The sequence below is a fragment of the Pseudomonas sp. MS19 genome (genome assembly GCF_013277615.1).
GTDB lineage: Bacteria > Pseudomonadota > Gammaproteobacteria > Pseudomonadales > Pseudomonadaceae > Aquipseudomonas > Aquipseudomonas marincola.
On the sequence record NZ_VBTO01000009.1, the window covers coordinates 196,934 to 222,841 of the forward strand.

Annotated in this window: 25 protein-coding genes and 2 tRNA genes; 6 read left to right on the plus strand and 21 right to left on the minus strand. The window is 57.5% G+C overall.

Translation table 11 applies throughout. From position 1 onward, the window contains the following. Positions 1–101: 101 nt before the first annotated feature. From dctP to FEZ62_RS11295, 8 genes are all read right to left on the minus strand, one after another. Positions 102–1,091 (minus strand): C4-dicarboxylate TRAP substrate-binding protein DctP, encoded by a 990-nt coding sequence (gene dctP, locus FEZ62_RS11260; protein WP_069902390.1) that lies wholly within the window; start codon positions 1,089–1,091, stop codon positions 102–104. Between the two features lie 281 nt (positions 1,092–1,372). Beyond that, positions 1,373–2,746: a sigma-54 dependent transcriptional regulator gene (locus FEZ62_RS11265; RefSeq protein ID WP_172927705.1), complete on the minus strand. Its 1,374-nt coding sequence runs from the start codon at positions 2,744–2,746 to the stop codon at positions 1,373–1,375. Between the two features lie 110 nt (positions 2,747–2,856). After that, the gene (locus tag FEZ62_RS11270) at positions 2,857–4,668 is read right to left on the minus strand and encodes an ATP-binding protein (RefSeq protein ID WP_172927724.1); all 1,812 of its coding nucleotides are present in this window, start codon (positions 4,666–4,668) and stop codon (positions 2,857–2,859) included. Between the two features lie 107 nt (positions 4,669–4,775). Next, positions 4,776–6,368 (minus strand): phospholipase D family protein, encoded by a 1,593-nt coding sequence (locus FEZ62_RS11275; RefSeq protein ID WP_345940440.1) that lies wholly within the window; start codon positions 6,366–6,368, stop codon positions 4,776–4,778. A gap of 106 nt (positions 6,369–6,474) precedes the next feature. Next, positions 6,475–7,578 (minus strand): DUF1254 domain-containing protein, encoded by a 1,104-nt coding sequence (locus FEZ62_RS11280; RefSeq protein WP_172927706.1) that lies wholly within the window; start codon positions 7,576–7,578, stop codon positions 6,475–6,477. Positions 7,579–7,870: 292 nt separating this feature from the next. Next, positions 7,871–8,725 (minus strand): glutathione-dependent disulfide-bond oxidoreductase, encoded by an 855-nt coding sequence (gene yghU, locus FEZ62_RS11285; RefSeq protein WP_172927707.1) that lies wholly within the window; start codon positions 8,723–8,725, stop codon positions 7,871–7,873. 117 nt (positions 8,726–8,842) lie between these two features. After that, positions 8,843–9,538, minus strand: a complete 696-nt coding sequence (locus FEZ62_RS11290) for a haloacid dehalogenase type II (protein ID WP_172927708.1) — start codon at positions 9,536–9,538, stop codon at positions 8,843–8,845. A gap of 46 nt (positions 9,539–9,584) precedes the next feature. Continuing rightward, complete coding sequence (locus FEZ62_RS11295) at positions 9,585–10,136, minus strand: carboxymuconolactone decarboxylase family protein (RefSeq protein WP_172927709.1); 552 nt, start codon at positions 10,134–10,136, stop codon at positions 9,585–9,587. A gap of 133 nt (positions 10,137–10,269) precedes the next feature. Between FEZ62_RS11295 and FEZ62_RS11300 the strand changes: the two genes are divergently transcribed. Further along, complete coding sequence (locus tag FEZ62_RS11300) at positions 10,270–10,872, plus strand: TetR/AcrR family transcriptional regulator (protein ID WP_172927710.1); 603 nt, start codon at positions 10,270–10,272, stop codon at positions 10,870–10,872. A 64-nt stretch (positions 10,873–10,936) separates the two neighbouring features. Here FEZ62_RS11300 and FEZ62_RS11305 read toward each other — a convergent pair whose 3' ends face one another. The 13 genes from FEZ62_RS11305 to FEZ62_RS11365 form a co-directional block, all read right to left on the minus strand. Then, positions 10,937–11,152: a hypothetical protein gene (locus FEZ62_RS11305; RefSeq protein ID WP_090515921.1), complete on the minus strand. Its 216-nt coding sequence runs from the start codon at positions 11,150–11,152 to the stop codon at positions 10,937–10,939. Positions 11,153–11,290: 138 nt separating this feature from the next. After that, positions 11,291–11,366, minus strand: a tRNA-Thr gene (locus tag FEZ62_RS11310). A gap of 291 nt (positions 11,367–11,657) precedes the next feature. After that, positions 11,658–12,863, minus strand: coding sequence for a methyltransferase (locus tag FEZ62_RS11315; protein ID WP_172927711.1), 1,206 nt, complete (start codon positions 12,861–12,863; stop codon positions 11,658–11,660). Positions 12,864–12,898: 35 nt separating this feature from the next. Then, on the minus strand, positions 12,899–13,588 hold the full coding sequence (locus FEZ62_RS11320) for an ABC transporter permease (RefSeq protein WP_069902397.1): 690 nt from the start codon (positions 13,586–13,588) through the stop codon (positions 12,899–12,901). Then, positions 13,585–14,280, minus strand: a complete 696-nt coding sequence (locus FEZ62_RS11325) for an ABC transporter permease (RefSeq protein WP_069902398.1) — start codon at positions 14,278–14,280, stop codon at positions 13,585–13,587. The genes FEZ62_RS11320 and FEZ62_RS11325 overlap by 4 nt, the downstream gene beginning before the upstream one ends. 50 nt (positions 14,281–14,330) lie before the next feature. After that, positions 14,331–15,083, minus strand: a complete 753-nt coding sequence (locus tag FEZ62_RS11330) for an ABC transporter substrate-binding protein (RefSeq protein WP_069902399.1) — start codon at positions 15,081–15,083, stop codon at positions 14,331–14,333. Between the two features lie 17 nt (positions 15,084–15,100). After that, positions 15,101–15,874, minus strand: coding sequence for an ABC transporter ATP-binding protein (locus FEZ62_RS11335; RefSeq protein WP_069902400.1), 774 nt, complete (start codon positions 15,872–15,874; stop codon positions 15,101–15,103). Between the two features lie 379 nt (positions 15,875–16,253). Next, positions 16,254–17,249, minus strand: coding sequence for an HAD family hydrolase (locus tag FEZ62_RS11340; RefSeq protein WP_172927712.1), 996 nt, complete (start codon positions 17,247–17,249; stop codon positions 16,254–16,256). A 427-nt stretch (positions 17,250–17,676) separates the two neighbouring features. Continuing rightward, positions 17,677–17,752: transfer RNA gene (locus FEZ62_RS11345), tRNA-Phe, on the minus strand. A 134-nt stretch (positions 17,753–17,886) separates the two neighbouring features. After that, a complete protein-coding gene (locus FEZ62_RS11350; RefSeq protein ID WP_172927713.1) occupies positions 17,887–18,159 on the minus strand; it encodes an oxidative damage protection protein in 273 nt (90 codons plus the stop codon). Beyond that, positions 18,156–19,223 carry an A/G-specific adenine glycosylase gene (gene mutY, locus FEZ62_RS11355; RefSeq protein ID WP_172927714.1) on the minus strand — a complete coding sequence of 356 codons (1,068 nt, stop codon included), beginning with the start codon at positions 19,221–19,223 and terminating at the stop codon, positions 18,156–18,158. The genes FEZ62_RS11350 and mutY overlap by 4 nt, the downstream gene beginning before the upstream one ends. Continuing rightward, a complete protein-coding gene (locus tag FEZ62_RS11360) occupies positions 19,220–21,445 on the minus strand; it encodes an AsmA family protein (protein WP_172927715.1) in 2,226 nt (741 codons plus the stop codon). The genes mutY and FEZ62_RS11360 overlap by 4 nt, the downstream gene beginning before the upstream one ends. A gap of 63 nt (positions 21,446–21,508) precedes the next feature. Then, positions 21,509–22,618 carry an NAD(P)/FAD-dependent oxidoreductase gene (locus FEZ62_RS11365; protein ID WP_172927716.1) on the minus strand — a complete coding sequence of 370 codons (1,110 nt, stop codon included), beginning with the start codon at positions 22,616–22,618 and terminating at the stop codon, positions 21,509–21,511. A 122-nt stretch (positions 22,619–22,740) separates the two neighbouring features. Here FEZ62_RS11365 and hisB point away from each other — a divergent pair, with 122 nt between their 5' ends. Genes hisB through hisF form a run of 5 tightly spaced genes read left to right on the plus strand, consistent with a single transcriptional unit; the run spans position 22,741 to position 25,832 of the window. Beyond that, positions 22,741–23,334: an imidazoleglycerol-phosphate dehydratase HisB gene (hisB, locus tag FEZ62_RS11370; protein ID WP_069902408.1), complete on the plus strand. Its 594-nt coding sequence runs from the start codon at positions 22,741–22,743 to the stop codon at positions 23,332–23,334. After that, positions 23,334–23,972: an imidazole glycerol phosphate synthase subunit HisH gene (gene hisH, locus FEZ62_RS11375; RefSeq protein WP_069902409.1), complete on the plus strand. Its 639-nt coding sequence runs from the start codon at positions 23,334–23,336 to the stop codon at positions 23,970–23,972. The genes hisB and hisH overlap by 1 nt, the downstream gene beginning before the upstream one ends. After that, entirely contained in the window at positions 23,972–24,229 is a 258-nt protein-coding gene (locus FEZ62_RS11380; protein ID WP_090513873.1) for a DUF2164 domain-containing protein, read from the plus strand. Before hisH ends, FEZ62_RS11380 begins: the two co-directional genes overlap by 1 nt. Positions 24,230–24,265: 36 nt before the next feature. Next, positions 24,266–25,003: a 1-(5-phosphoribosyl)-5-[(5-phosphoribosylamino)methylideneamino]imidazole-4-carboxamide isomerase gene (gene hisA, locus FEZ62_RS11385; protein ID WP_172927717.1), complete on the plus strand. Its 738-nt coding sequence runs from the start codon at positions 24,266–24,268 to the stop codon at positions 25,001–25,003. Between the two features lie 58 nt (positions 25,004–25,061). Further along, complete coding sequence (gene hisF / locus FEZ62_RS11390; RefSeq protein ID WP_150548172.1) at positions 25,062–25,832, plus strand: imidazole glycerol phosphate synthase subunit HisF; 771 nt, start codon at positions 25,062–25,064, stop codon at positions 25,830–25,832. Positions 25,833–25,908: the final 76 nt, after the last annotated feature.

The following is a 25,908-nucleotide window of genomic DNA, read 5'->3' on the forward strand; positions in this document are numbered from 1 at the left end:
GGTATGAACTGCTGGCCAGAACCGGCATGGAACTGGCCAGCCGTAATGGCCGGCAGCGGGCGTGGCCGCTGCCGGGAGTCGTGCCTTGCGGCAAACTCACCTTACTGGTTGGAAGCCTCGGCGGCTTTGATCAGGTCGGCACCGATATCAGCTTCAAACTTCTTCCAGACCGGCTTCATGGCATCGCGCCACTCAGCACGCTGCTCTGGCGTGAGGGTGATGATTTCGCTGGTTTTAGCGTCGATGATGCGCTGCTTGTCACCGGCGTTCAGGGCATCAGCCTGCTTGTTCACTTCAGCAGTAACTTCCACGATGATCTTGTCCAGTTCAGTGCGGACATCAGCCGGCAGGCCGTTCCAGAACTTGGTGTTGGTGATCAGCATGTAGTCGAGTACACCGTGGTTGGACTCGGTGATGTACTTCTGAACTTCGTTGAACTTCTGGCTGTAGATGTTCGAGTACGGGTTTTCCGCACCGTTAACCACGCCAGTCTGCAGGCCTTGGTAAACCTCGGCGAAGCTCATTTTGCGCGGGTTGGCGCGAACGGCTTTGAACTGCTCTTCGAGTACGGCAGAAGCCTGTACGCGGAACTTCAGGCCGCGAGCATCTTTAGGCTCGTACAGGGCTTTGTTGGCAGACAATTGCTTCATGCCGTTGTGCCAGTAGCCGAGACCGGTGATGTTCTTCGACTCCATCGAAGTCAGCAGTTCCTGACCCTCTGGGCTCTGCTGGAACTTGTCGACTGCGCTGATATCGTTGAACAGGAACGGCAGATCGAAAATCTGCAGTTTTTTGGTGTATTGCTCAAACTTGGCCAGTGATGGCGCGATCAGCTGAACGTCGCCCAGCAGCAGCGCTTCCATTTCCTTGCCGTCGCCAAACAGCGAAGAGTTCGGATAAACCTCAACCTTCACTTTACCCGGCAGACGCTCTTCCGCGAGCTTCTTGAACAGGTTGGCACCTTGGCCTTTCGGGGTGTTATCGGCCACTACGTGGGAGAATTTGATGACGATCGGGTCGGCTGCTTGAGCCATACCAGCGATGCTCAGTGACAGGGCGCACGCGAGCGCCTTGGCAGAAAGTTTGAACATGCGATGCTTCCTCTTTTTGTGGTTATCGCGGTAGCGCGTATTACTGGGCAACAACTGCAAGTCTAGGCGGCCTGTCAAAAAATGACGGGCAAAGGCTGCAATAGACCGAATTTACCGCGTTGTGGGCCAGGACTTAACTAGAGCAACCGGCATGCCAGCCTGTGCCAAGCGCCATAAAATGAGCGCTGCTATGCGTGACACGGCGGTTTAGGCCGCTCGGAAAAACCGAATGCCGGTTATAGAAAGTGACTTGGTCGGGACATGTGGCGGAAATCCGCCAACTACTCCGCTTCGTCTGGCGAGCTTCCGCCACTCAGGCCGTGTTTGCGCAGTTTGTCGTGCAGGGTTTTGCGGGGCACGCCAAGCGCCTCGGCCACGCTGCGTAATGAATTGTGCGAGCGTGCAAGCTCACTGGCGATCAGGGATTTCTCGAAGGCTTCGACCTGCTCGCTCAGTGTGCCGCTGAACTCAGCCGTGGCGTTCGATGCATCGGCGCCGGCTTCCAGCCCCAAATCAAGGCCCAAGGCAAAGCGTTCAGCGGCGTTGTGCAGCTCACGCACATTGCCGGGCCAGGGGTGGCGCAGCAGTTGTGCGCGCTGCGCGGCAGTGAGTTCGCGCACGGCCAGGCCGTGGCGCGAGCTGGCGGTTTCGGTGAAGTGTTGGAACAGCAGCAGAATATCGTCGGCGCGCTCGCGCAGTGGCGGAATCCGCAGCGGCGCGACGTTCAGCCGGTAATACAGGTCAGCGCGGAAGCGGCCCTGATCCGCCGCTTGGCGCAGGTCTTCCTTGGTCGCGGCGATGATGCGGATATCCAAAGGAATCAATTGGTTACCGCCCAAGCGCTCAACCACACGCTCCTGCAACAGGCGCAGTAACTTGACCTGCACATCGAGGCTCATGCTTTCGATTTCATCGAGAAACAGGGTGCCGCCAGCGGCAAATTCGAACTTGCCGATCCGGCGTTTCTGCGCGCCGGTAAAGGCGCCGGCTTCGTGGCCAAACAGCTCACTCTCGACCACAGACTCAGCCAGTGCGCCCGCGTTAATCGCCACAAACGGGCCGGCGCGGCGGTTGGATAAATCGTGCAGGGCACGCGCTACGACCTCTTTGCCAGCACCGGTTTCACCGAGAATGAGTACATCGGTATTGATCCCGGCCAGCGCGCCGATCTGCTCACGCAAGCGTTGCATGCCAGGCGATAGCCCGACCAGCCGCGCGGCGAGTTGCTTGCGGTCCGCCAACTCCAAACGCAGGCTGCGGTTCTCCAGAACCAGCTGGCGTAGCGCCAATGCGCGGCGCACCGACTCAAGCAAGTCGTCGCTGGCGAACGGCTTTTCAAGAAAGTCATAGGCGCCGCTGCGCATGGCTTGCACCGCCAACGGCACATCACCGTGGCCGGTAATCAACAGCACGGGCAATTGCGGGTCTTGTTCATGCAGTTGCGCCAGCAGTTGCAGGCCATCAATGCCCGGCATGCGAATATCACTGACCACCACGCCTTGCCAGTCCGGCTGAATCAGCTCGGCAACACCCCGCGCATCGGCGAGAGTGACGACCTTCAATCCGGCCAGATCAAGGGTTTGGCTCAGAGCCTGACGCAGGTGTGGATCATCATCAATCAGCAGCACCTGAGTGTTAGCGTCGAGGCGGGTCATGTGAGGGTTCCTTTGCAAGCGACTGCACAAAAATAGAGGCGGTTTAGCACGGTGTTCAAGGTTGCACTGCTGCCAGTATGCAAGCTACGAACCAGCTCGGCCGCGACGCTTCACGTCTCATTGGCCAAGTCATCACTCACCCGACTCATGCTGTTATCACCGGCCTTCATGCGCAGGATCAACAAGGCGCCGCCTTGCGGATGATTGTCGAAGCTGAGTTCGCCGCCGAATGCGCGCATCAGGCTGTCGCAAATCGCCAGCCCTAACCCGAGCCCCTGCGCGCTGGTCTTGGTGGTGAAAAATGGCTCCCGTGCGCGTTGCAGCGCCTCGGCCGAGAAGCCGGTAGCGTTGTCGCGGATGTGCAGTTCAATGCCGTCTGCGCTGACCACGCTGCTCAACCACAAACGCCGTGGCGGCGGCACCTCGCTGAGCGCATCAAGGGCATTGGCCAGCAGGTTGCTGAGCACTTGGCGCAGGCGGGTTTCCCCGGCTTGCACCCACAAGGTGGCTTCGGGCAGGTCGCGGATCAGCTCGACATCCAGCGCACGGCGGCGTTTGGCCAGCAATGCCAATGCATCGTCCAGAGCGGATTGCAGTGCGACGGTTTCCGGTGCGTGGCGATCGCGGCGGGCAAAAGCGCGCAGGTGGGCGATGATTGAGGCCATGCGCTCGGTGAGTTGGCTGATGAGCTTGAGATTGGCGCGGGCATCGTCGGTGCGTTGGTGGTCGAGCAATACGCCGGCGTTGTCGGCATAGCTGCGAATGGCGGCGAGCGGCTGATTGAGTTCGTGACTGATGCTGGCTGACATGGTGCCAAGCGCCGTCAGTTTGCTTGCCTGTACCAGTTCGTCCTGCGCGCGCACCAGTTCCTGTTGCGCTTGCTCGCGTTCCAGGACTTCCTGGCGCAGGCGGCTGTTGAGTTGTTCAAGGTCGAGCGTGCGTTCCAGCACGCGTTGCTCCAGCACTTGGCGGGCGTGTGTGTCGAGCGCGATGCGCTCCAGATAATGGCGTCGGCGCTGCATGAGCAGACCGAGCAGCAATATCAGCATCATCAGCGATGCGCCGCCAACCGCAACTGCGGTGCGCACCGGGCCATCGAGCATGCGCCGTGGCGCCAGAATGCTCACCGTCCAGTCGATATCTTCCAGATGCGTGCTCTGCTTGAGCCAGGCTTTTTCATTGAGGTGCAGGGGCGACGGTGACTGAATGCGATAGGGCTGGGTGTCGGCAATGACCGCACGTTCGGCGTTATCCAGCGGGCGCGTCGAGCGAAAGCGCCAGTCAGGATGCGAAGTGAGAATCACCACCCCGTAGTTATCGGTCACCAGCAAGCGTTCAGGGCGATCGCCCCAGAGGGTTTCGGTGTGATCGAGATCGACTTTGACCACGACCACGCCGAGTATGTTGTCGCCATCGCGCACCGCATCGGCGAAGAAGTAGCCGCGCTTGCGCGACGTTGTGCCCAGCCCGAAGAAGCGGCCGTGACGGCCTTGTAAGGCTTCGCGAAAGTAGGGGCGGTAAGAGAAGTTACGGCCGACAAATGAGTCCTCGTCGTTCCAGTTGGAGGCCGCGAGGGTTTGACCGTTTGGCGCCATGAGGTAGATCACATCGGCGCCGGTTTGCTTGCGCAAGCTCGCCAGTTGCCGGTTCACCTGATCTTGCAGGGAAATATTGGCTTGCCCTTTGAGCAATTGGCGCAGGCTTGGCAACTGGCCAAAAATCGGCGGCAGCACTTCGTAGCGGCTCAGGGTGCCGAGGAGGTTGGCCACGTATAAATCGAGAATCTGGCGCTTCTGGTCATTGAGCTGCGCGCCGTAATAGCGCTCGATAGAGACCTGCAGCGGCCATAGCAACGGCGCCAGCAATACACCGAGCAGCAGCAGGCTGCGCCAGCGAAGACGACGGGGAACAGTGGCTTTGATCGGGGCTTGGCTCATAGGCGCATTATGCACAGCGCGCCGAAAAAGCGCTTGTGCGTGTGCTCGTGTCCGGCTTTTTGCAGCGTATTTTCAGCCTGAGCGCCGCGCCCTCAAAGCATCCAGTCGATGGGCAGAATCGACAGGAAACCCACCATGCTGCGTGACCACAAGCTGCTGCCCGGCTCCTTGGTGTGGATAATCTGCCGATCGGCGTCTTGTTCGAGCCAGATGATATTGCCTTGTTCGTCGAGCTTGAGCTGATAGGCGAACAGGCGCAGGTCATGGTCGAATGCATTTTGCATGCGTTGCGCCAGATGCGGGCTGTCGATGACGAAACCGAGTTCGGTGTTGAGGTTGGCCGAGCGTGGGTCGAAGTTGAACGATCCAACAAACACCCGCGTGCCATCCACGGCGAAAGTTTTTGCGTGGAGGCTGGAACCGTTGCTACCGAAAGAGTTGCGGCCTTTGATCTGTTTGCTGGTTGGGGCGAGCCTGCGTACCTCGTAAATCTCGATGCCAGCGTTGAGCAAGTCTTTGCGCGATTTGGCATAACCCGCATGCACTGCGGGCACATCGGTGGCCTCGAAGGCGTTGGTTAGCACGCGCACTTTGACCCCGCTCTGGCTCAGCTTGCTAAACGCGTCCACCCCAACTTTGGTCGGGACAAAGTAAGGCGAAACCAACTCTACGTGGTGAGTGGGGGCGACCAGAATGTTGCTGATTCTGTTGATGAGCAATCCATCGGGCGCGGCCTTGCCTAATCCTTTGGCCGGATCGTCACTGACCATGCGGGTGTTGGCCCAAATCAGCTCCAGTTCGCCATCGAGCAGCTTGCTGATAAAGGGCAGGTTTTTCAGGGCTGTTACGTAGGCATTGGCCTTGGGATTGTGTTCGATGGAAGTGGCCGCTGCGCCTATGGCTTCGCGCTCGGCCGCGTCGGCTTGGGGCAGAAAGTCGTTCACCGCATAGGCCGATTCGCTGGCCCAATAGCGGTCAAAGCTGCTGGACACATCGCTCACCACTGGCCCGACCGAGATGACATCCAGGTCCGCAAACAGAACGCCGTCGGTTGCGCCAAAGTAGGCGTCACCGACGTTGCGCCCGCCAATGATGCTGGCCCGGTTATCGGCGGTGAATGATTTATTGTGCATGCGCCGGTTGGAGCGCTTGAAGTCGGTGATAAATCCGGTCCACTTCGCCGAACGGGTGCGAAATGGGTTGAACAGGCGCACTTCGATGTTGGCATGGCTGTCGAGTGCGGCAAGTTCACGGTCGATGCCGCTGGTGCCGTTATCGTCCAGCAGCAGGCGTACGCGCACACCTCGCTCGGCGGCATCAAGCAGCGCCTGCATCAGCAAGGTGCCGGTGGTGTCGCCGCGCCAAATGTAATACTGCACATCCAGCGTGCGCTCGGCGGCGTTGGCCAGCAGCACGCGTGCGGCGAAGGCGTCTCGCGGATTGTCCAGAGGGTAAATCCCGGACTCCCCCGGATGGCTGCTGACAAGTGGTTGCAACGCCTTGCCCAGACGGGTGTTTTGCGCTTCGTCCTGGCCCAAAGCCATTGACTCAGGCCGCGTGGTCAAACTGGGCAATGAGCTGCAACCTGCCAGCCCGCCGGTGAGCAGGGCAAACAGCATGGCCAGCCAGTGCGCTGGCAACCGGGCAGACTTGTAGAGGTGAAGGGGCTCTGTGTGCGCGCGCATAAGCTTCCAGTGCCAGTGATCAATACGCTCAGGCTAGCATTTTCAGCCGGACCAAATACAAGACCCGCGTCAATGCGGGCCTTGATTTGTCGTGAGGCGACTGTTTTCAGGGTTTTGCGGCTGTGGGTTTGTGATTGTCGGTGAGGTCTTTCTCGAAGGCGAGAATGCTGTCGCGCGACTTGGGCAGGTAAGCACGGAACAAGGCATTCCAGTTTTTCGGAACCTGCAGGTTGTTCGGCGTACCTTCCGGGCCATTGAAGTTCAGGGTGTAGCTGCCGTCTGCATTGGGTTCGGCTTCGAGCGAACTGATCTTGAACGGTTTGCTGACCACCCAGCCGTCGGCATCATAAACAGTCAACGACCAGTAGCCTTTGCGGTCGTACTGCAAATCTGGCGCCTTGAACGTCATGCTCGAAGGCTTGCCATCTGCCGCTGCCTTGTCGCCCGGCAATACCACGAAGTAGTGCGCCTGAGTCGCCGGCAAGCCAGCCCAGCCGGCCAGGTTGGTCATCTGGTAATACGGCGACTCAATGGCATCGAGGCTTTCGACGAAGCCTTTCCAGATCACGGTTTCTTTCGGTGCGCGTTTGATCAGGTCTTCACGCAGCGTGTTGAACGAGACCAGGTCGTACTTAACCTCGGGTACGTACGGTTCCGCCGAGCCAGCCTCGACCACGACTGAGTCCTGCCGTTCGTGCAGCTTGTTCATGCCGGCTTCGTCGAGTGAGGGCGGTTGAGTGCGCATAAACAAGTACACATGGTCGCCAACAGTCAGTTGGTCCGGGCTGATTTTCATCGTTTCGCCCGGATACACCACGCCCAGCGTGATCGAGTTGCCGTCGAAAATCTGCACGGACTGATACAGGTCGTAGGGTGGCACGGTCACGCTCAGTCCTTTGGAGGCGTCGAACACCGCGTAGGAGTAGATCAGGTCAAAATTTGAGCGAATGATCGTTTGGTTATCCAGTTGGATACCCTGGCGCTCATGGCGGAATTTGTTGGGGCCGGTCTTGATGGTTTCTTCGGCAAAGTATTTGGCGGTTTCAGCGCGGACGACATTCTCCATCGTCACTTTCTCACCGCCTTCAGCCGTGAATGCCGGGCTTGAGACGAGCGCTACGCCGTTCTTGCCGACACCGGTTTTCTCATCGGCGTGGCTGAAGCCAGAGGCCAATGCCAAGCCAATCACTAACAGTTTTAGTGCTTTCATATGACTCCCTTCTCTGTCGATTAATCCATTACGCCGCACTCGCCAGCCCAGCTGTCCCGTGAGGTTAACCGCTGGCATTGGCCGCGTCGGTTTTCAGATTTTGAGTCTAGAGCAGTTTTTTTAGGGCGTCGTAAAATCGAGCGTCAATGAGCAGGCGTATGCGGGGAGCATTTTTTAGCGCAATGGCGACGTGCGAGTGCAGGAAGAGAGTCGAACAGGAGGCGGGGAATTTGGCAGGAGGCGGGTGATGGAATGACGGCGCCCGCTTTACGGTCGCCGTCATTTACCGGTGCTATCCGCCAATGTTGTCGAAGTCGCTGGCTGCGTGGCGCTCCGGCAGCTGCTCGCTGGCCTCGCCCCACGTACGGTTAACCATGCGGCCGCGTTTCACTGCGGGACGTTCGGCAATGGCCTTGGCCCAACGCTGCACGTTCTTGTAGCTTTTCACATCGAGGAATGTGGCGGCATCGTACAGACCGCCAAGCGCGAGAACGCCGTACCACGGCCAGATGGCGACATCAGCAATGCTGTATTCGTCGCCCGCCAGGTAAGTATTGTCGGCCAGACGGCGGTCGAGTACATCCAGTTCGCGTTTGACTTCCATGGTGAAACGGTCGATCGCGTATTCGATTTTGCTCGGCGCGTACGCGTAGAAATGGCCGAAGCCACCGCCAAGATACGGCGCGCTGCCCATCTGCCAGAACAGCCAGTTGATGGTTTCGGCGCGGGCTTTGGGGTCTTTCGACAGCAGCGCATCAAACTTCTCGGCCAGGTACAGCAGAATCGAGCCCGACTCGAAAAGGCGGGTCGGCGGGGTTGTGCTGTGATCCATCATCGCCGGAATCTTCGAGTTTGGATTAACCTCGACAAAGCCGCTGGAGAATTGATCGCCTTCGGAAATCTTGATCAGCCACGCGTCGTATTCGGCGCCGCTGTGGCCCAGTGCCAACAACTCTTCAAGCATCACCGTGACTTTCACGCCGTTGGGCGTAGCCAGTGAATAGAGCTGCAGCGGGTGCTTGCCAACCGGCAGGTCCTTATCGTGCGTGGGGCCGGAGATCGGCCGGTTGATGCTGGAGAATGCACCGCCGTTCTGTTTGTCCCACTTCCAGACTGCAGGCGGTGTGTAGGTTGTTTGATCGTCCATTGCAGATACCTATTTTTAACAGGTTAGAGTTTCAATACGTTGATCGCGAAGAGCGAGATAAGCCGGGCGTTGCAGTTGATTGTCGTGACGCTGAAACAACGCAGATTAGTCCGCTATTCAAGCGCCTAATCGGTCAATCAACTGGCTCGCAAGCTCGGTTAAATCCACCGCGACAAAATCCGGCATTGGTACTTCGGCTGCCGGCAGCAGGGTGTTATGCGGTCGCGTGATAAACGCACCCTGCCAGCCCGCGGACTGCGCGCCGATGGTGTCCCATAAATGACAGGCTACCAGCGTCAAACTGGCAGCGGGTACCTGCAGTTGATCCGCAACATGGGCATAGGTTTCGGGCGCGGGCTTAAACTTTTTAACCGACTCGACGCTGAAGGTCTGCTCAAAGAACTCCGCCAGCCCAGCTCGCTCAAGTGCGGTGGGCGATGCGCTGCTCGCCGAATTGGTGAGTGTCACCAGGCGAAAACCCGCATCACGCAGCATTTTCAGCGCAGGTAAGGCGTCGGCGTGGGCGGGCATGTTGCCCATGCGCTCTTTCAGTTCGGCAATGTCGGCATCGTTAATGGTTTTGCCGTGCTGGGTGCCAAGCATGTGCAACGTGCCAACGCCGAGCTCGCCAAACGGGCAGTAACGGCCGCTGAGGGTCAGGGTTTGTGAGTAGAGAATCAGCTGGGCGAACCATTCGCGTAACACCCTTGCGTCGCTAAACACCCGCTCGAACAGCGGCGCGAGGGTGTCTATATCGAGCAGGGTTTCGTTTACGTCGAACACGATAATCGGTGCGGCTGTTGGCTCGCTCATCTGTTGCTCCTGCGCTTCAATCATTGATTAACACTGTTGGCAGCGGTTATTTCTTTTCCCAGGCGAAGCTTTTGAAAGCGGCATCAATTGGTGTTTGAGCAACGTGGTTGGTGTAGTTGCTCATCACCTTTTGGCTGAGCGCCAAAATCACTTCCAATACGTTTTGCTGGCTGAAGCCTGCCGCGTAGAAGTCTTCAATCTGCGATGTTTGCAGCTCACCACGTTGGCGAACCATGGCCAGCGTGAAGTAGCGCAGTGTTTCCAGCTTAGGCGTTGGTAGCGGCGTTTCATCGCGCAGTGCATTACTTATTTCGTCAGATACCTTCATTGCCTTGGCGATGCCGGTATGCGCCGGAACGCAATAGTGGCAATTGTGCTCGACGTTGATGCTCTGCCAAACAACAGTTTGCTCCTCTGCAGTAAAGCTGCTGTTGAGGAACAGGTTGTGCAGAACCTGATAACCCTCCAGCAGGCCAGGCGACTCGGCCATTACCGCGTGCAAACCGGGAACCATGCCAAAGGCTTTCTGCGAGTTTTCCAGCAAAGGTTTAGAGGCTTCAGGAGCTGTGTTTTGGTCGTGCAATTTGAAAGTAGACATGTGCTGATCCTTTTTGAGTGATCGTTCAAATATGACTTCACCTTAATTGAGGAGTTCACCATTATCAAGCTATAATTGAGTGATCGCTCAATTATCAATGATGCTGCCCAACAGCCTTTATGCAGAGACACCCATGCCGCGTATTGCTCGTTTTGATCGTCAAGTTGCTCTGGATCGGGCGGTAGAACTGTTCTGGTCGCGGGGGTATTACGCCTCGTCGATGAAGCACATCGAGCAGGCGCTGGACATGCGGCCAGGCAGCTTGTACGCCACTTTTGGCAGCAAGAGCGGCCTGTTCGCCGAAGCGCTGGATGCCTATGTCGTGCGTACAGCCGACACCTTCCAGCAAACGCTGGACGCAGCACCCGCAGTGCTGGAAGGGTTGAAGTGTTATTTGCGCTCGTTCGCACAGGCCTGCAACACCGAGACGCAGCCGCCGGCGCAGGCATGCATGCTGGTGAAAACCCTGCTCGAAATAAACCCCGAAGACGCCGCCTTGCACGACAAAGTGGATGCGGTGCTGACGCAAATCGAGCAACGTATTGGTAAAGCGCTGGAGCGGGCAAAGGATGCTGGTGAACTGCGCGCCGATGTCGATTGCGCAAGGCTTGCGCGACTCCTGCAAGCGCAAATCATCGGCTTGCGGGTATTCGCCGAGCGCAAAGTAGCGAATGCTCAGATTGCAGCGCTCGCTGATGACATGGCGAGCTTAGTCGACGCGTATCGGCCAGCTTGATGATGCCTCTGTGCATATGTGCCTAAGCGTTTAGCTGAGCCTCATCTGCTATCAGGCTATGGCCTTATTGCCCCTTGTCCCACGCCTCAACCAATTCATCCATGCGATCAGGGATGCGCGGTGTTTTGCTAAGAACCAGGCAACGAGTTGTGCCGACGAATTCTTCAATCAGATACAACGAATCGCCCACATCAACGCCCAGTTCCTGAAGTGCCGCATCCGGAATGCGGATGCCTCCGTCGCCATTCCAGTCTTCGATAACTACCTGTTGCGTGCTCATATCGCCTCCGGGGATTGAAAATGCATTGTGGCGGAGCATGGCAGGCATCGTGAACAGCAAGCAACCCTGGCTGGCTGCACGCAGTGATAAGTCGCAGGCAACAAAAAAGGCCCACATCGCTGTGGGCCTTTCTGTATATGGTGCCGGCACCAAGAGTCGAACTCGGGACCTACTGATTACAAGTCAGTTGCTCTACCAACTGAGCTATACCGGCATTTGTGGGGCGCATTATATAGATAAGTTGCGATGAGTAAAGGCCCTTTTGGCAACTATTTTATAAAAAATGTAATGAGCCCGGATTTCTTTATGCACAACTGAGATAAATTTTGCCAGCAGGAGCGGATTTTTTGTGATGCTCGCCTCGGTATTTCATAAGTATCTGTTTTTATTGGTATTTTTAAATTATTAAAAAAGACCTTGAGTCGCATTGTCCGGCTGTACAGCCTGTGTTAGACGCTTTTTCGAAAAACTATCAACTGACTTATCCACAGTCTTTGTGGATAAGTTAAAGGCGTTCTGCCTGTAACAGCAGGTTTCTTGGGGTTACTTCATGTGGGCAGAAGCGTTTAAGCGTGACGCTGTAGCCGTGCTCCTGCAAATACAGGGCGCGATCGAGAACCAGCCACATTTCCAGCGGGCGGCGGAACAGGTCGCGTACCAGTTCCAGATTGCGGACCTCGGCAAGGCGTTGCCAGCCGAGGGCTTGCAGTGCATCCCAGTCTTCGTCGGCGGTCGGTGCGGGCAGGTCTTTGAGTGCGGCGAGGTCTTTGCAGTAGTCGGCGAACGGTTTATCCAGCCAGGCGGCTGGCAAAGAAGGCGTGGGCAGGTATTCATTGATGCCGCGTAACCGGCGCTGCAATTGATCAAATGCCAGGCGACGTGCCATCGAGTTGTCGCGTTGTCTGCGCACGCGGGCGCCGGCGGTTACGGTTTCGCTGGCGGGCAGGCCGAGATCGTCGCGGGATAGTTGCAAGCTGGAGGCTTTTGCAGTCGTGGATAACGGCTGGTAATGCTCATCACGGGTGCGGTTATAGCAGCAGGGCGCAATCGCCAATTGCTGGCAACCTGCCTTGCTGGCGAGTTGCATCAGGCGAACATGCAGGTCGCCGCAGGCATGCAGGGCCACGGGTGTGTGGCTGGGCTGCAGCTGTTGTTGGCAATCCTCGGCGAGCACGTCTTGCTGGATATGCCGGGTCTGGCGCTTTAAGTGATCGCTGATCTTTTGCCCGCTTGCGATCAGCTCTGCATCGTATTCAAGGCAGGTCAGTAGCTGTGGGTCTTGCGCCAATACCCGTCCAAGATGGCCCTTGCCCGCACACCAGTCGAGCCAATGACTGACAGAATGGGCAAACTGCAGGCTGTGAGCGAATGCCTCGATCTGTTGCAGCTTGCGCCCCGGAATACCCGCCGTTTGCCGCGCGTTCAGCTGTGTGTGTGGCGCGACTGATACGCCATCAACATGGCAAAGCGTTTGCGCACTTTTGGCGATCTCGCCAAACGGGGCGGGTGCATCGAGCAACTCTGGTTGGTTGTGGGCAAGTTCGGCCTGTTCCAGCGTTCGTGCGCGCAGCCAGTTGGCCAGTTCAGGATGATCATGTTCCCACTCAAGCTGCAGTTGGGTAAACGGGCGCGGTCGCCACAGGTGCTGGTGCTTTATGAGCAGGGCGTCGAGTGCGGCAAAACGCTGGGCAAGAGAGACGGGGGTTGTCATAAGGAAATGCAGTCGGGCCGTTGCCGGCCCAACTGTTAACGGCCTTGGCAGGCGTCTACGCGCAGCCAGCGTTCCAGCAGCTTGAAGCCGCGAACCAGAACGAAGGCGATCACCAGATAGAACATCCCGGCGGCGAAGAAAATCTCCACTGGCAAGTAGGTGCGGGCGATGATTGTGCGCGCCATGCCGGTGAGCTCAAGCAAGGTGATGGTGCTCGCCAGTGCGCTGGCCTTGAGCATCAGAATCACTTCGTTGCTGTAAGCGGGCAGGCCGATGCGTGCAGCGCGGGGCAGCAGAATGTGCACCATGGTCTGGAACCGTGACATGCCTAATGCTCGTGCGGCCTCAACCTCGCCTGGCGGAACAGACTGAATCGCGCCACGCAGGATTTCGGCGATATAGGCGGCAGTGTGCAGCGTCATGGTGAGAACGGCGCACCAGTACGGGTCACGCAGGTAAGGCCAGAGCGGCCCTTGGCGCACGGACTCGAACTGCGCAAGGCCGTAATACACCAGAAACAGCTGAACCAGCAGCGGTGTGCCACGGAAGAAGAAAATGTAGCCGTAAGGCAGGCTGCGGATATACCAGTGCCGCGATGAGCGGGCGATGCCCATCGGAATGGCCAGAATGAGACCGGCGATTACCGCAAAGGCGACCAGCTCTAATGTAAGCACTGCACCTTCGGAAAGGCGTGGCAGCCACTTGATGATGACTTCCCAGTTCATTGGCTGCTCCTGACAAAACCACGGCTTGCGCGTTTTTCAAGCAGGTACATGCCGGTCATGGCGATGACGGTGAGGCTGAGATAAATCAAGGCGGCGACCATGTAGAAGGTGAAGGCTTGCTTGCTTGAGGTCACTGCGATTTGCGAGCGACGCATGATTTCTTCCAGGCCGATCACTGAAACCAGTGCGGTGTCCTTCATCAAAATCATGAACAGGTTGCCAAGGCCGGGCAGGGCGATACGCCACATTTGCGGCAGTATCAGGCGCCAGAAAATGCGTGGCTTGGACATGCCCAGTGCCTGACCCGCTTCGCGGTGGCCCTTGGGGATTGCCAGAATTGCACCGCGAAATACTTCCGTTGCGTATGCGCCGAAGCAGATGCCGAGGGCGATTGTGCCGGCAGCGAACGGACTGAGTTCCAGGCTTTCCATGTGCAGAAAGTCTGCCAGGGTGCGCATCAGGTTGACGGTGCCGAAGTAGATCAGCAATACCCAGAGCAATTCCGGGATGCCGCGCACGATGGTCGAATACGTGCCGCCAAGCCATTGCAGCGGCTTGTACGGAGAAGTTTTAGCCAGTGCACCAAGCAAGCCCAACACCAGACCGAGGCATAGCGCGCTTAGCGCCAGCTTGATGGTCATCAGGGTGCCGGCTGCCAGGGCAGGGCCGAATCCATAGAGATCGAAGTTCATGTGGGCTCAGTAGCCTGCGCCGCCGGTGAGGGCGGCGCAGTGCCGGCAGCTTAGTAAATGCTGAACGGGAAGTACTTGTCGTTGATCTGCTTGTAAGTGCCGTCGGCAACGATTTCTTTCAGGGCGGCGTTGAGTTTCACGCGAAGCTCGTCGCCTTTACGCACAGCGATACCGATTTTGTCGTTATCGAATACAGGGTCACCCTTGAATTCGAAGCTTTTGCCCGCGTCGCTCTTGAGCCATTCCCAGTTAACGAAGGTGTCTGCCAGCACGCCATCGAGGCGGCCAGACGACAGGTCGAGGTAGGCGTTTTCCTGGGTGTCATACAACTTGATGTCGACAACGTCTTTCATGTTGTCTTCCAGCCAGGTGCCGGCGATGGTTGCGCGCTGAGCGCCGATGACCTTGCCTTTCAGGCTGTCTTTGTCAGCTTTGAAATCGCTGCTTTTCGGCGCGATGAACTGCAGTTTGTTGGTGTAGTACGGATCTGTGAAGTCGACCGCTTGCTTGCGCTCTTCGGTGATCGACATGGAGGCGATCAGGAAGTCGAACTTCTTGGCGTTCAAGGCCGGAATAATACCGTCCCAGTCGGAAGTAACGACTTCGCACTCAACCTTCATCTTGGCGCAAAGTGCTTGGCCGATCTCGACGTCGAAGCCACCCACCTGGCCACTTGCGTCAATCAGGTTGAACGGAGGGTATGCGCCCTCGGTACCAATTTTCAGTTTGTCGGCGGCGACTGCGCTAGTGCCGAAAGCCAGTGTTGCAGCAGCGGCTAGCAGAATTTTTTTGTAGTTTTGCATTCGATACAGCTCCTTGGTTAGCGATTGCCTGACATGAATTGTTTGCAGCGTGCTGAGCTTGGGTTTTCGAAAACCTGCTCGGGCGAGCCTTGTTCTTCAACCAGGCCTTGATGCAAAAATACCACTTCACTCGACACTTGGCGGGCGAAGCCCATTTCGTGCGTCACGAGCAGCATGGTGCGACCCTCTTCGGCCAGTGCACGAATTACGTTAAGCACTTCTTGTACCATCTCGGGGTCTAGCGCCGAGGTGGGTTCGTCAAAGAGGATGACCTTGGGTTGCATGGCCAGCGTGCGTGCAATCGCTGCGCGCTGTTGCTGCCCACCCGAAAGCTGGTTGGGATAAACGTGACGTTTGTCGGCAATACCGACCTTGGCCAGTAATGCTTCCGCGATTTCAGTGGCTTCGGCTTTGCTCTGACCCAGCACGCGGCGCGGCGCTTCGATGATGTTATCGAGCACGCTCATGTGTGGCCAAAGGTTGAAGTTCTGAAACACGAAGCCGATTTCGCTGCGCATGCGGTTGATCTGCTTGCCATCTGCGGCAACCAGTTCACCATTTTTGGCAGCTTTGAGCTTGAGCTCTTCACCGGCGACGATGATCTGACCCTTGTGCGGGTTCTCAAGCAGATTGATGCAGCGCAGGAAGGTCGACTTTCCGGAGCCAGACGAGCCGAGAATCGAGATGACATCGCCATCACGGGCGGTCAGCGAGATACCTTTAAGTACTTCAAGATCGCCATAGCGTTTATGCAAATCGCGAATTTCTAGCGCAGGCGAAGCCTCAGCCATGGGTATTCCTCTTATTCTCTGAGTGCTCTCCAGCCATCATTTAGCCATCCTGGCGCAGCCAAATTAGCATAGCGCTTCGATTACGGCCAAGCCTGCGGGAGCGGTTTAAAAGCTTGAAGTGGGTCGTGTGTCGCATCACCGCAGTTGCCTGTCGCGCAGGTACAAAAAAGCGGATTTTTGATTGAGGCTGTCGAGTTCGGTTGCGATCAGCCGCAAAGATGCAGCAAGTTGAGACTGTCACTGAATGGAGGCGATTATGCCGAGTCAGTCCGCCACTGGCCAGCCATCGTACAAGTACGGCGACCAAGTAGAGGCTGTTGACGGTGAAGTAAGGTGCGCCAAGCCCCTGTCTTGAGAGCTTGGCGCATGCCTGCTGCGGCTATTTATCGCTGTTAGCGGGATAAATTCGCGCCCAGTCGCGCTGCATATCCACCACCGTCCAGTTGTTGGCAACGGCCTCATCAAGGGCTTCGTCCAGCTTGCCGATCAGCGCTTTGCGGTCGTAAGCCCATTCGCGCTTGGCGTCTGTGTGGTGGATCACGCCCATAAACCTCGGGCCTTCGCCGGCAGCAGTCCACTGCAGCATCTCTAAGTCCCCATCGCCGTTGCCTATTGCCATGATTGGCCGCCGGCCGATGATCGACTCGATGCCCACAGGCTTGCCCGGGCCTTCGTTGTGGTGCGCCATGATGACGGTGCGCACAATTTCGGGATCGCCGTTGTTGTCGTGATAACGGTTGATAAACGTGGTGCCGATTACCTGTTCAGGCCCAATGCCGTAAACATCTTCGCTCCATGCGCGCATGAAGGTGACCTCACTGCCTGAGACGATGTAGGTCTTGAACTCATTGGCGCGCAAATAACCGAGCAACTCCAGCATTGGCTGGAAAACCATTTCGGTATACGGACGATGAGTGCCGGGGTGGCGTGCTGTGGCCAGCCAGGCTCTTACGTTGGCGGTAAATTGGTCGGTGCTGATTCCAGTGTGGGTCGCCTCAACTATTGCCATGATGCCTTCGTGATCGTTTTCCTTTACTGCGTCTATACCGCCTTCGAGCAGTTCTTTGAATCCATGTCGGTCTTTCCAGTCCGGATGGTCCGAGGCCCTGCGCTTGACCTCATCAAAGGCGAATAGCACCTGGAAATAGAGCGGCTTTTCGCTCCACAGCGTGCCGTCGTTATCGAATACCGCAATCCGGTCGCTCACAGGTAGGCAATCTTTGCAGGTGCTGTCGGTAACGGACTCAACAAACGTGATGATGGCTTGCTTCGTCGCGCCGTCGCGCCACGAAGGAAGAGGATCAGTTGGGGATGGCTGGCGACCGAGCGGATCTGACTGCTCGGGATTTTTGAAGGGCAATTGGATGTGTTTCATTTATCGTCCCTGATAGATGATTGAGCCGCTATTGTAGCCTCAGTGTCTATCTATTTTGGCGAATCGATGTGCTGAAAGGCTTGATCTAGAGCACTTTGGCGATGGGTTTGATATCCGCCTGCTGTTGCATAGAGCAAGCTTTTGACCCGAGAAAGGTTGGCCAGGCTGTATACAGGCAGGGCTGGATTGGGACGTTGCGCTAAGGGCAAACAAGATGCGCGACTGCAGGTTCAGAAACTGTCTGCTTGGCCGTGATTGAAGTGCGATTTGCTCGGTGCGGGTAAGGCCGAATGCCGGCAGCAAGAGAAACAGTGTCGGCTTAGGTTTGCTCGTGAGAAAGGCATGCCTTTATAGCAGGCAATAAAAAACCCGCACTAGGCGGGTTTTCGTATTTCAGATGCTGCTGGCACCACCTGAAATTAATTAGTGGTGCCCAGAGACGGAATCGAACCGCCGACACGGGGATTTTCAATCCCCTGCTCTACCGACTGAGCTATCTGGGCAACGGGGCGTATTAGACGGATTTGGCGGATGCATGTCAAGCGTGTTTGTGAAAAATATTTAAAGAAAACGGGCTCTTACGATGAATCAGGGCAAAAGTGATCAAAAAATAATCGCTTTTGCCCTTTGCCGGGTTTCACTCGCTTGGCGGCACGTAACCTTCGGCTTGCGCGTACTCTTCGCCGGAAAGGAATTTATCCATCTCGGCTTGGAGGAATTTGCGGTCTTCGGCGTTCATCATGTTCAGACGACGCTCGTTGATCAGCAAAGTCTGGTGTTTTTGCCATTCATCCCAGGCTTGCTTGGAGACGTTGTTATACAAGTCTTCACCTTTTGGGCCCGGATACGGTGGGCGATCAAGGCCTGGCAGCTCTTGTTTGTGTTTGAGGCACATTACGGTGCGGGTCATGACAATTCTCCTGCGTTCAGTGCATCGGCTGCGCGCTTCAACAGTTTTTTGACTGGAGCGGCGAGTCCGAGGCGCGGTGGTGTGGCGAGGTTATACCAGAGCCAGTCGGCCTCGGCCACGTTGCTGGGGGCTGCGGTGACGTCGACCAGCCACGGCTCGATCGTTAACTGGAAGTGGCTGAAGGTATGAATCAACTCGGCCAGCGGTTTGCGTTCGCCGAGTTCAAGGGCGTGTTGGTTGGCAAAAGGCTCGAGTGCTTGCAGGTCGTTAAGCTCTGGCAGGCTCCAAAGCCCGCCCCAAAGCCCGCTTGCCGGTCTGCGGTAAAGCAGAATGGCGTGTTCGCGGTTGGCCAGTATCGGCATCAGGGCGCGCTTTTGCGGTAGCTCCTTGCGCGGCTTGGGGATTGGGTAGCGAATCTCCAGCCCCAGCAGATGCGCCTGACAGCCATTTTTTAGCGGGCACAGTAAGCAGCTTGGTTTGCTGCGTGTACACAGCGTTGCCCCAAGATCCATCATTGCCTGCGTGTAGTTGTTCACGCGGCGCTCGGGCGTAAAACGCTCGGCGACATCCCAGAGTTGTTTGGCCACTTTTGGGTCGCCTGGATAGCCTTCCTGCGCCACATAGCGGGCCAGCACGCGTTTGACGTTGCCATCGAGGATTGGTGCGCGGATCTCCATGCTCAGGCTGGCAATTGCGCCGGCAGTCGAGCGACCAATGCCGGGCAGCGCGGTGAGCGCATCGACGCTGCGTGGAAACTCCCCGCCGTGCTGACTGACGATGATCTGCGCGGTTTTCTGCAAATTGCGCGCACGAGTGTAATACCCGAGGCCCGTCCACAGGTGCAGCACTTCATCTTCAGGTGCGGCCGCCAGCGCCTGCACGGTCGGCAGGGCGCTCATGAACCGGTCGAAGTAGCCAAGCACGGTGCTCACTTGGGTTTGTTGCAGCATGATCTCGGAAACCCAAACCCGATAAGGCGTGATTGCCTGCTGCCAGGGCAGATCTTTGCGGCCGTGGCTGTCGTACCAATCGAGTACAGCTTGGGAGAATTGCGCGGGACTCATCGTTTGAACAGACCCTTGAGCGCATCCTTGAGGTCTGGACTGACTTTGTCGCCAAGCTTCTCTTCGAGTTTTTCGGTCAGTTTCTCGCCTGCCAATTGCGCGGCTATCTTGCCCATGCCGGCTTTGTCCAGGCGGCAAGCCTTGGCGCCCAGCTCTAGCGGGCCGCGGCAACGCAGTGGCCATTCGATGCCGACGTAACGTTCATTTACCTGGCACGCCGGGTCTGGCATTTCGCGCTGGTCGCCCTTGAGGGTGATACCGGCGCGGTAGTCGAGGCCCATAACCCGCAGGTCGAGATCACCGTGGCCGCTAACGCTGAGGCCGGGAATGCTCACGGCCAGATCAGGATTGCTGGCCACGCCGTTGGTAAAGGTCAGGCTGCCCTGGAGTTTCTCGAATGGCGTGCTCTTGTTCGGGAAGTCGCGGGTAATGGGTTTGCGGTTCAGCGTGGCAATGCCGATGCACACTTGTTGCTCAACATTGGCATCAACCAGCATGCCGTCGTTGAGGATGAACTTTGAGGTTCCGTTGAGCCCGGCCACCCACTCGCGCTGGCTGTTGCCGGTGGTCGTCAGGTCGGCTTGCAGGTCGAGAAGGCCTTTCACCGGAGCGGCATGTTCAGGCGTTTTCAGGAAGGGTTCTATCTGAGTGCGCTTGATCTGCTTGTGCAGGGTCAGTTGCGGAATGGCCTTGCGCACATCGACTCTGGCATTGGCGCTGAAGCTGCCGCTACCGAGGTTGCCGCTGGCATTCTCAAGGGTCAGCAGGCCGTTAATGCTTTTCGCCTTGACTGCCAGATTGCTGATCGCTTGTTGCTTGACGGTCAGGCTGTCCATGTTCAGATCCACCTGCATATCGAGCTTGCGCAGACGCTCAATCGGCAACACCGGAGTATTGCTCCAGGCTTGCTGAGTGGGCGCGTTGGGCAGATCGCTGGTGCCGTTCTTGCCCGCTTTGGCGATGCTTTCCTTAACCTCTGCGTTACGCGCAGCGGTGCTGCTTTTGGTTTTCTCGTCCGGCGCCAGCAGGTAACGGTCGAGATCGAGCTGGTCGCCCTTGAGCTGCGCGCGCAGCGCTTGCTTGGCAACGCTGGCAATGGCGAGGTTACCGGTGAACTTGCTGTCGTCGAGTTGTACTTTGAGGTCGTCGAGCTGGACGCTGTCCGGGCTGCCACTGAGGCGGGTGACCAGTTCGAACTTGCGCAGGGTTTTATCGTCGTTCATCGGCGGCAACTGGTGGCCGATACCGCTCAGGAACTCGCGCAGATTGATCTCGGCAATCGACAGCCCGCCGGTCAGCTTGGGCGCTTTCTGGTCAAGCTCGGTGACTTTGATTTCACCGAGTGCGCGCAGCTGGTTGGCTGAGAGTTTGAGATTGCTCCACTCGGCAACTTGCTTGGTCAGGTCGACCAGAATCTGGCCTTGCATTGAGTAGGTGAGGGTTTGCCCGTTGAGCGGCTCCCCAGACGCTTCACCTGAAATTCTGGCGTTTTCCAATTGGTAGCGTTTGCTGTTTCGGTCGATGCGCAGGTCACCTTGCAGCTCGGTGCGCGCACGAATCAACGGCTTGTTGGTGCCAAAGAATGCACTCAGCTTGATAGGCACAGCCTGCCCTTCGCTGATGGCGCCAGTGGTGAGCTGAATGCTTTCGGCGCTGAATTGCTGGCCCTTCTGTGCATCGCTGTATTCCACGCGAGCGCCGTTAACAATCAGGCTGTCGATATCCAGCTTCATGGGCTCGGAGCGTTTGGCGGGCGTCTCTGCGGTTTTTTCAGGTTCTGCTGGCGCTGCAGGTTCGCCATCGGCAGCTGCGGTTTTTTGCGGATGACCGATGTCTTCCCAGTTGCCGTGGCCTTTTTCGTCACGCTGCAGATTCAGGTTGAGGCCGTCGATGCGGATGTCGCTCATCTGGATCTGCTTGCTCAGCAGCGGCAATACCCGCACGGAGAGGCCAAGCAGGCGCAAATCGGCGAACGGCTGATCGGGGGTCGAGGCGCTGGCGACAGTCGCATCGGTCAGCTCAAGGCCAAGCCACGGGAACAGGCTCCAGCCGATATCGCCGTTTAGCGTCAGCTCGATATTGGCTTTTTCGCGTGCCAGATCGCGGATTTCGTCTTTGTAGTCGTTGGGATCGAACAGGTGCGTCAGGATAAAACCCGCCGCCACGATGATCAGCAACAGTCCGAGGAAAAACAGGCCCAGGATTTTGCCGAGCGATTTCATGGACGATTCCTTGTATGCATTGGCTTTTATTTAGAGCGAAGAAGTATAGCGCCCATGTGATGACTATTTAGCATAAAGCGCCACGCGATCGGCAATTGCCAGGCTGGCAGTCAGCCCCGGCGATTCGATCCCGTACAGGTTTATCAGGCCTTCCAGCCCATGTATGGCTGATGTTTGGATGATGAAGTCGGCCGGCGGTTCCCCTGCGCCACTCAGTTTAGGGCGGATGCCGCTGTAAGCCGGGCTGAGCCGGGAACTGTCGAGCGCGGGGAAGTAGCGGCTAATGGCCGCGGCAAAGGCGTTGCGCAGTTGTGCATCGACGTTGTAGTCAATGCGCTCGATGTATTCAGTGTCGGGGCCGAAACGTAACTGGCCGCCCATGTCCAGGGTGGCGTGTACGCCAAGCCCGGCGTTGTTGGCTTCCGGCATCGGGTAGATCAGATGATTGAATGGCGAGCGGCCGCTGTAACTGAAATAGCGGCCCTGACACAGATGCAGCTTGGGAATGGTCGCGCCGGACAATTCGCTGGTTTGCTGCGCCAGTTGCTGAGCAAAAAGCCCGCCGGCATTGATGACCTGCAGGGCTTTGATCTGGAACGGCTCGCCGGCACTTATTCCGCTGGCGATCCAGCCATCCGGAGCGCGCTGCAGTTGGCTTACGCGGGTGTTGAGCACCAGTTGCGCGCCTTGACGCTCGGCAGCACCGAGCAGCGAATGGATAAATTCGTGGCTGTCGATAATGCCGGTGTGCGGTGAGTAGAGCGCCGCCACTGCGCTGACCGCCGGTTCGAGCTGTTGCAATTGCGTGCGACTGATCTCTTGCAGCGGCTCGACACCCGATGCAATGGCATTGCTGGCCAGCGCATCAAGGCGGTCGATTTCATTGGCAGTTACCGCGACCAGTAATTTGCCGATTTTGCGGTGCGCAACCTGATGCTGCGCGCACCAACTGTAAAGCCGCTCACGGCCTTCAAGGCAGAGTTGCGCCTTGAGCGAGCCGGGCGCGTAGTAAATCCCAGCGTGAATCACCTCGCTGTTGCGGCTGGAGGTGTGGCTGCCAATCAGGCTTTCGGCCTCCACAATCAACAGGCTCTGTTGCGGGCTGGCCAGGCGTGCAGCGCAGGCCAGACCCACTGCGCCGCCGCCAATTACGAGGGTGTCGATGCTGTCCATCCGGTTACTCAATCGCAGTTATTCGGCAGAATTGTTCTTCTGATCGGCGCTTGCTTCAAGGTTTACCCCGATTGGGCCTATAATGCCTGCCCATTTTGCACAATGATTTCGTGGAGCAGGTGATGGCCGAACGTACGGCATGCGTCGAGCGCAACACCCTTGAGACCCAAATCAAGGTTTCAATCAACCTGGACGGCACCGGTAAGGCCCGTTTTGACATTGGCGTACCGTTTCTTGAGCACATGCTCGATCAAATCGCACGCCACGGTCTGATTGACCTGGATATCGAGTGTAAGGGCGATCTGCATATCGATGATCACCACACCGTCGAAGACGTCGGTATTACCCTCGGTCAGGCCTTCAGCAAGGCTGTCGGCGACAAGAAGGGCATGGTCCGTTATGGCCACTCTTACGTCCCGCTGGATGAGGCGCTGTCGCGCGTAGTTATCGACTTCTCCGGGCGTCCCGGCCTGCAAATGCACGTGCCGTTTACCCGCGCTGTAGTCGGCGGTTTTGACGTGGACTTGTTCCAGGAGTTCTTCCAGGGCTTCGTTAACCATGCGCTGGTAAGCCTGCACATCGATAACCTGCGTGGCACCAACACCCACCACCAGATCGAAACCGTGTACAAGGCATTTGGCCGCGCATTGCGCATGGCCACGGAGCTGGACCCGCGTATGGCGGGCCAGATGCCTTCGACCAAGGGCGTGCTCTGATGCAAACAGTCGCGGTAATCGATTACGGCATGGGCAACCTGCATTCGGTGTCCAAAGCACTGGAGCACGTTGGTGCTGGCCGGGTGCTGGTCACCAGTGACGAGAAAGTGATTCGCGAAGCAGACCGCGTGGTTTTCCCGGGTGTTGGCGCTATTCGCGACTGCATGGCTGAAATTCGCCGGCTGGGCTTCGACACGCTGGTCCGTGAAGTGAGCCAGGACCGTCCGTTTCTGGGCATCTGCGTGGGTATGCAGGCGCTTATGGAGAGCAGCGAAGAAAACGCCGGCGTTGACTGCATTGGCATGTTTCCAGGGCAAGTTCGCTTCTTCGGCAAGGATCAGGTCGAAGACGGCGAAGCGCTGAAAGTGCCGCACATGGGCTGGAACGAGGTCGCGCAAACGATCAAACACCCGCTGTGGCACAACATTCCGGACATGGCGCGCTTCTACTTCGTGCACAGCTATTACATCGAAGCCGGCAACCCCAAGCAGGTCGTCGGTCGTGGTCATTACGGCAAGGATTTTGCCGCTGCGCTGGCTGAGGGCTCGCGCTTTGCCGTGCAATTCCACCCGGAGAAGAGCCATACCCATGGCCTGCAATTGCTGCAGAACTTCGCCGCCTGGGATGGCCGCTGGTAATGGCCCGGAGCAAGATCACTGCGCAACTCAAACTTGAGCCGGCTCAGGAGCAAGCCGCTGTCGAGGCGCTCAAGCGTTTTCTCGAACAGCGTTTCGAGCTTGAGCTGGGCTCGTTTGAAGTGCATGAAGTGCTCGAGATGTTCAGCCGGGAAATTGCCCCGCTTTATTACGACAAGGCGATTGCCGATGTGCAGGCCGTTCTCAGTGACCGGTTTGTCAGCATCGAAAGCGACTTGTGGGCGCTCGAAAAGAGCTGACCTTTAAATTTTATAAGACTTGAACAGGTTCAACCGATGCTGATTATCCCCGCTATCGATCTGAAAGACGGCGCCTGTGTGCGCCTGCGTCAAGGCCGCATGGAAGATTCCACAGTGTTCTCCGATGATCCGGTGAGCATGGCTGCCAAGTGGGTGGAGGGCGGTTGCCGCCGCTTGCATCTGGTTGACCTGAACGGCGCATTCGAAGGCCAGCCGGTCAACGGTGAAGTGGTCACGGCGATTGCCAAGCGCTATCCGCATTTGCCGATCCAGATCGGCGGCGGCATTCGCTCGCTGGAAACCATTGAGCATTACGTCAAAGCGGGCGTCAGCTACGTGATCATCGGCACCAAGGCGGTTAAACAGCCTGAGTTCGTTGCCGAAGCGTGCAAGGCATTTCCGGGCAAAGTGATTGTGGGTCTGGATGCCAAAGATGGTTTTGTCGCCACCGATGGTTGGGCAGAAGTCAGCACCGTGCAGGTCATCGACCTGGCCAAGCGCTTTGAGGCGGATGGCGTCTCAGCAATCGTATACACCGACATCGCCAAAGACGGCATGATGCAGGGCTGCAACGTACCGTTCACAGCCGCGCTGGCAGCGGCGACCAGCATTCCGGTAATCGCCTCGGGCGGTATCCATAATCTGGGCGACATCAAAACCCTGCTCGACGCCAAGGCGCCGGGAATCATCGGCGCAATCACCGGCCGTGCAATCTACGAAGGCACGCTGGATGTGGCCGAAGCTCAGGCTTTCTGCGACAGCTACAAAGGCTGATTGAACGTGCGCAAGGCGGGCTGACCCAAACGTTGCCCGCACTACACAGGACGGCGATATGACCCTGGCTAAACGTATTATTCCTTGCCTCGACGTCGACAACGGTCGCGTGGTCAAGGGTGTCAAATTCGAGAATATTCGCGACGCCGGTGATCCGGTAGAAATCGCCCGTCGTTATGACGAGCAGGGCGCTGACGAAATTACCTTTCTCGACATCACCGCCAGCGTTGATGGCCGTGACACCACGCTGCATACCGTTGAGCGTATGGCCAGCCAGGTGTTTATCCCGCTGACAGTTGGCGGCGGCGTGCGCACCGTGCAAGACATCCGCAACCTGCTCAATGCCGGTGCAGACAAGGTGTCGATCAACACCGCTGCGGTATTCAATCCGGAGTTTGTCGGCGAAGCGGCGCAGCGCTTCGGCTCGCAGTGCATCGTCGTGGCCATCGACGCCAAGTGCGTTTCGGCGCCGGGCGAAGTGCCGCGCTGGGAAATCTTCACCCACGGCGGGCGCAAGCCAACTGGTTTGGACGCAGTGCTCTGGGCAAAGAAAATGGAAGACCTTGGCGCCGGTGAAATCCTCCTGACCAGCATGGATCAGGATGGCATGAAGAACGGTTTCGACCTCGGCGTTACCCGCGCAATCAGCGAAACTGTGGGTATTCCGGTGATTGCCTCCGGCGGCGTTGGCAACCTTGATCATCTCGCCGATGGCATCTTGCAAGGCAAGGCTTCGGCCGTGCTGGCAGCAAGTATTTTCCACTTCGGCGAATACACCGTACCGGAAGCCAAGGCCTACCTTGCCAGCCGCGGCATTGTCGTGCGCTGATCCGCTACACGTAACGCGAAAAGGCGCTCATTTGAGCGCCTTTTTTGTGCGTATTGTCCCGTCCTGAATAAGGTTT

Excerpts from the sequence above, each read along its gene's own strand:
- dctP (WP_069902390.1), bottom strand. The coding sequence starts at position 1,091 with ATGTTCAAACTTTCTGCCAAGGCGCTCGCGTGCGCCCTGTCACTGAGC.
- FEZ62_RS11265 (WP_172927705.1), bottom strand. The coding sequence starts at position 2,746 with ATGACCCGCCTCGACGCTAACACTCAGGTGCTGCTGATTGATGATGAT.
- FEZ62_RS11275 (WP_345940440.1), bottom strand. The coding sequence starts at position 6,368 with ATGCGCGCGCACACAGAGCCCCTTCACCTCTACAAGTCTGCCCGGTTG.
- FEZ62_RS11280 (WP_172927706.1), bottom strand. The coding sequence starts at position 7,578 with ATGAAAGCACTAAAACTGTTAGTGATTGGCTTGGCATTGGCCTCTGGC.
- yghU (WP_172927707.1), bottom strand. The coding sequence starts at position 8,725 with ATGGACGATCAAACAACCTACACACCGCCTGCAGTCTGGAAGTGGGAC.
- FEZ62_RS11290 (WP_172927708.1), bottom strand. The coding sequence starts at position 9,538 with ATGAGCGAGCCAACAGCCGCACCGATTATCGTGTTCGACGTAAACGAA.
- FEZ62_RS11295 (WP_172927709.1), bottom strand. The coding sequence starts at position 10,136 with ATGTCTACTTTCAAATTGCACGACCAAAACACAGCTCCTGAAGCCTCT.
- FEZ62_RS11300 (WP_172927710.1), top strand. The coding sequence starts at position 10,270 with ATGCCGCGTATTGCTCGTTTTGATCGTCAAGTTGCTCTGGATCGGGCG.
- FEZ62_RS11305 (WP_090515921.1), bottom strand. The coding sequence starts at position 11,152 with ATGAGCACGCAACAGGTAGTTATCGAAGACTGGAATGGCGACGGAGGC.
- FEZ62_RS11315 (WP_172927711.1), bottom strand. The coding sequence starts at position 12,863 with ATGACAACCCCCGTCTCTCTTGCCCAGCGTTTTGCCGCACTCGACGCC.
- FEZ62_RS11320 (WP_069902397.1), bottom strand. The coding sequence starts at position 13,588 with ATGAACTGGGAAGTCATCATCAAGTGGCTGCCACGCCTTTCCGAAGGT.
- FEZ62_RS11325 (WP_069902398.1), bottom strand. The coding sequence starts at position 14,280 with ATGAACTTCGATCTCTATGGATTCGGCCCTGCCCTGGCAGCCGGCACC.
- FEZ62_RS11330 (WP_069902399.1), bottom strand. The coding sequence starts at position 15,083 with ATGCAAAACTACAAAAAAATTCTGCTAGCCGCTGCTGCAACACTGGCT.
- FEZ62_RS11335 (WP_069902400.1), bottom strand. The coding sequence starts at position 15,874 with ATGGCTGAGGCTTCGCCTGCGCTAGAAATTCGCGATTTGCATAAACGC.
- FEZ62_RS11340 (WP_172927712.1), bottom strand. The coding sequence starts at position 17,249 with ATGAAACACATCCAATTGCCCTTCAAAAATCCCGAGCAGTCAGATCCG.
- FEZ62_RS11350 (WP_172927713.1), bottom strand. The coding sequence starts at position 18,159 with ATGACCCGCACCGTAATGTGCCTCAAACACAAACAAGAGCTGCCAGGC.
- mutY (WP_172927714.1), bottom strand. The coding sequence starts at position 19,223 with ATGAGTCCCGCGCAATTCTCCCAAGCTGTACTCGATTGGTACGACAGC.
- FEZ62_RS11360 (WP_172927715.1), bottom strand. The coding sequence starts at position 21,445 with ATGAAATCGCTCGGCAAAATCCTGGGCCTGTTTTTCCTCGGACTGTTG.
- FEZ62_RS11365 (WP_172927716.1), bottom strand. The coding sequence starts at position 22,618 with ATGGACAGCATCGACACCCTCGTAATTGGCGGCGGCGCAGTGGGTCTG.
- hisB (WP_069902408.1), top strand. The coding sequence starts at position 22,741 with ATGGCCGAACGTACGGCATGCGTCGAGCGCAACACCCTTGAGACCCAA.
- hisH (WP_069902409.1), top strand. The coding sequence starts at position 23,334 with ATGCAAACAGTCGCGGTAATCGATTACGGCATGGGCAACCTGCATTCG.
- FEZ62_RS11380 (WP_090513873.1), top strand. The coding sequence starts at position 23,972 with ATGGCCCGGAGCAAGATCACTGCGCAACTCAAACTTGAGCCGGCTCAG.
- hisA (WP_172927717.1), top strand. The coding sequence starts at position 24,266 with ATGCTGATTATCCCCGCTATCGATCTGAAAGACGGCGCCTGTGTGCGC.
- hisF (WP_150548172.1), top strand. The coding sequence starts at position 25,062 with ATGACCCTGGCTAAACGTATTATTCCTTGCCTCGACGTCGACAACGGT.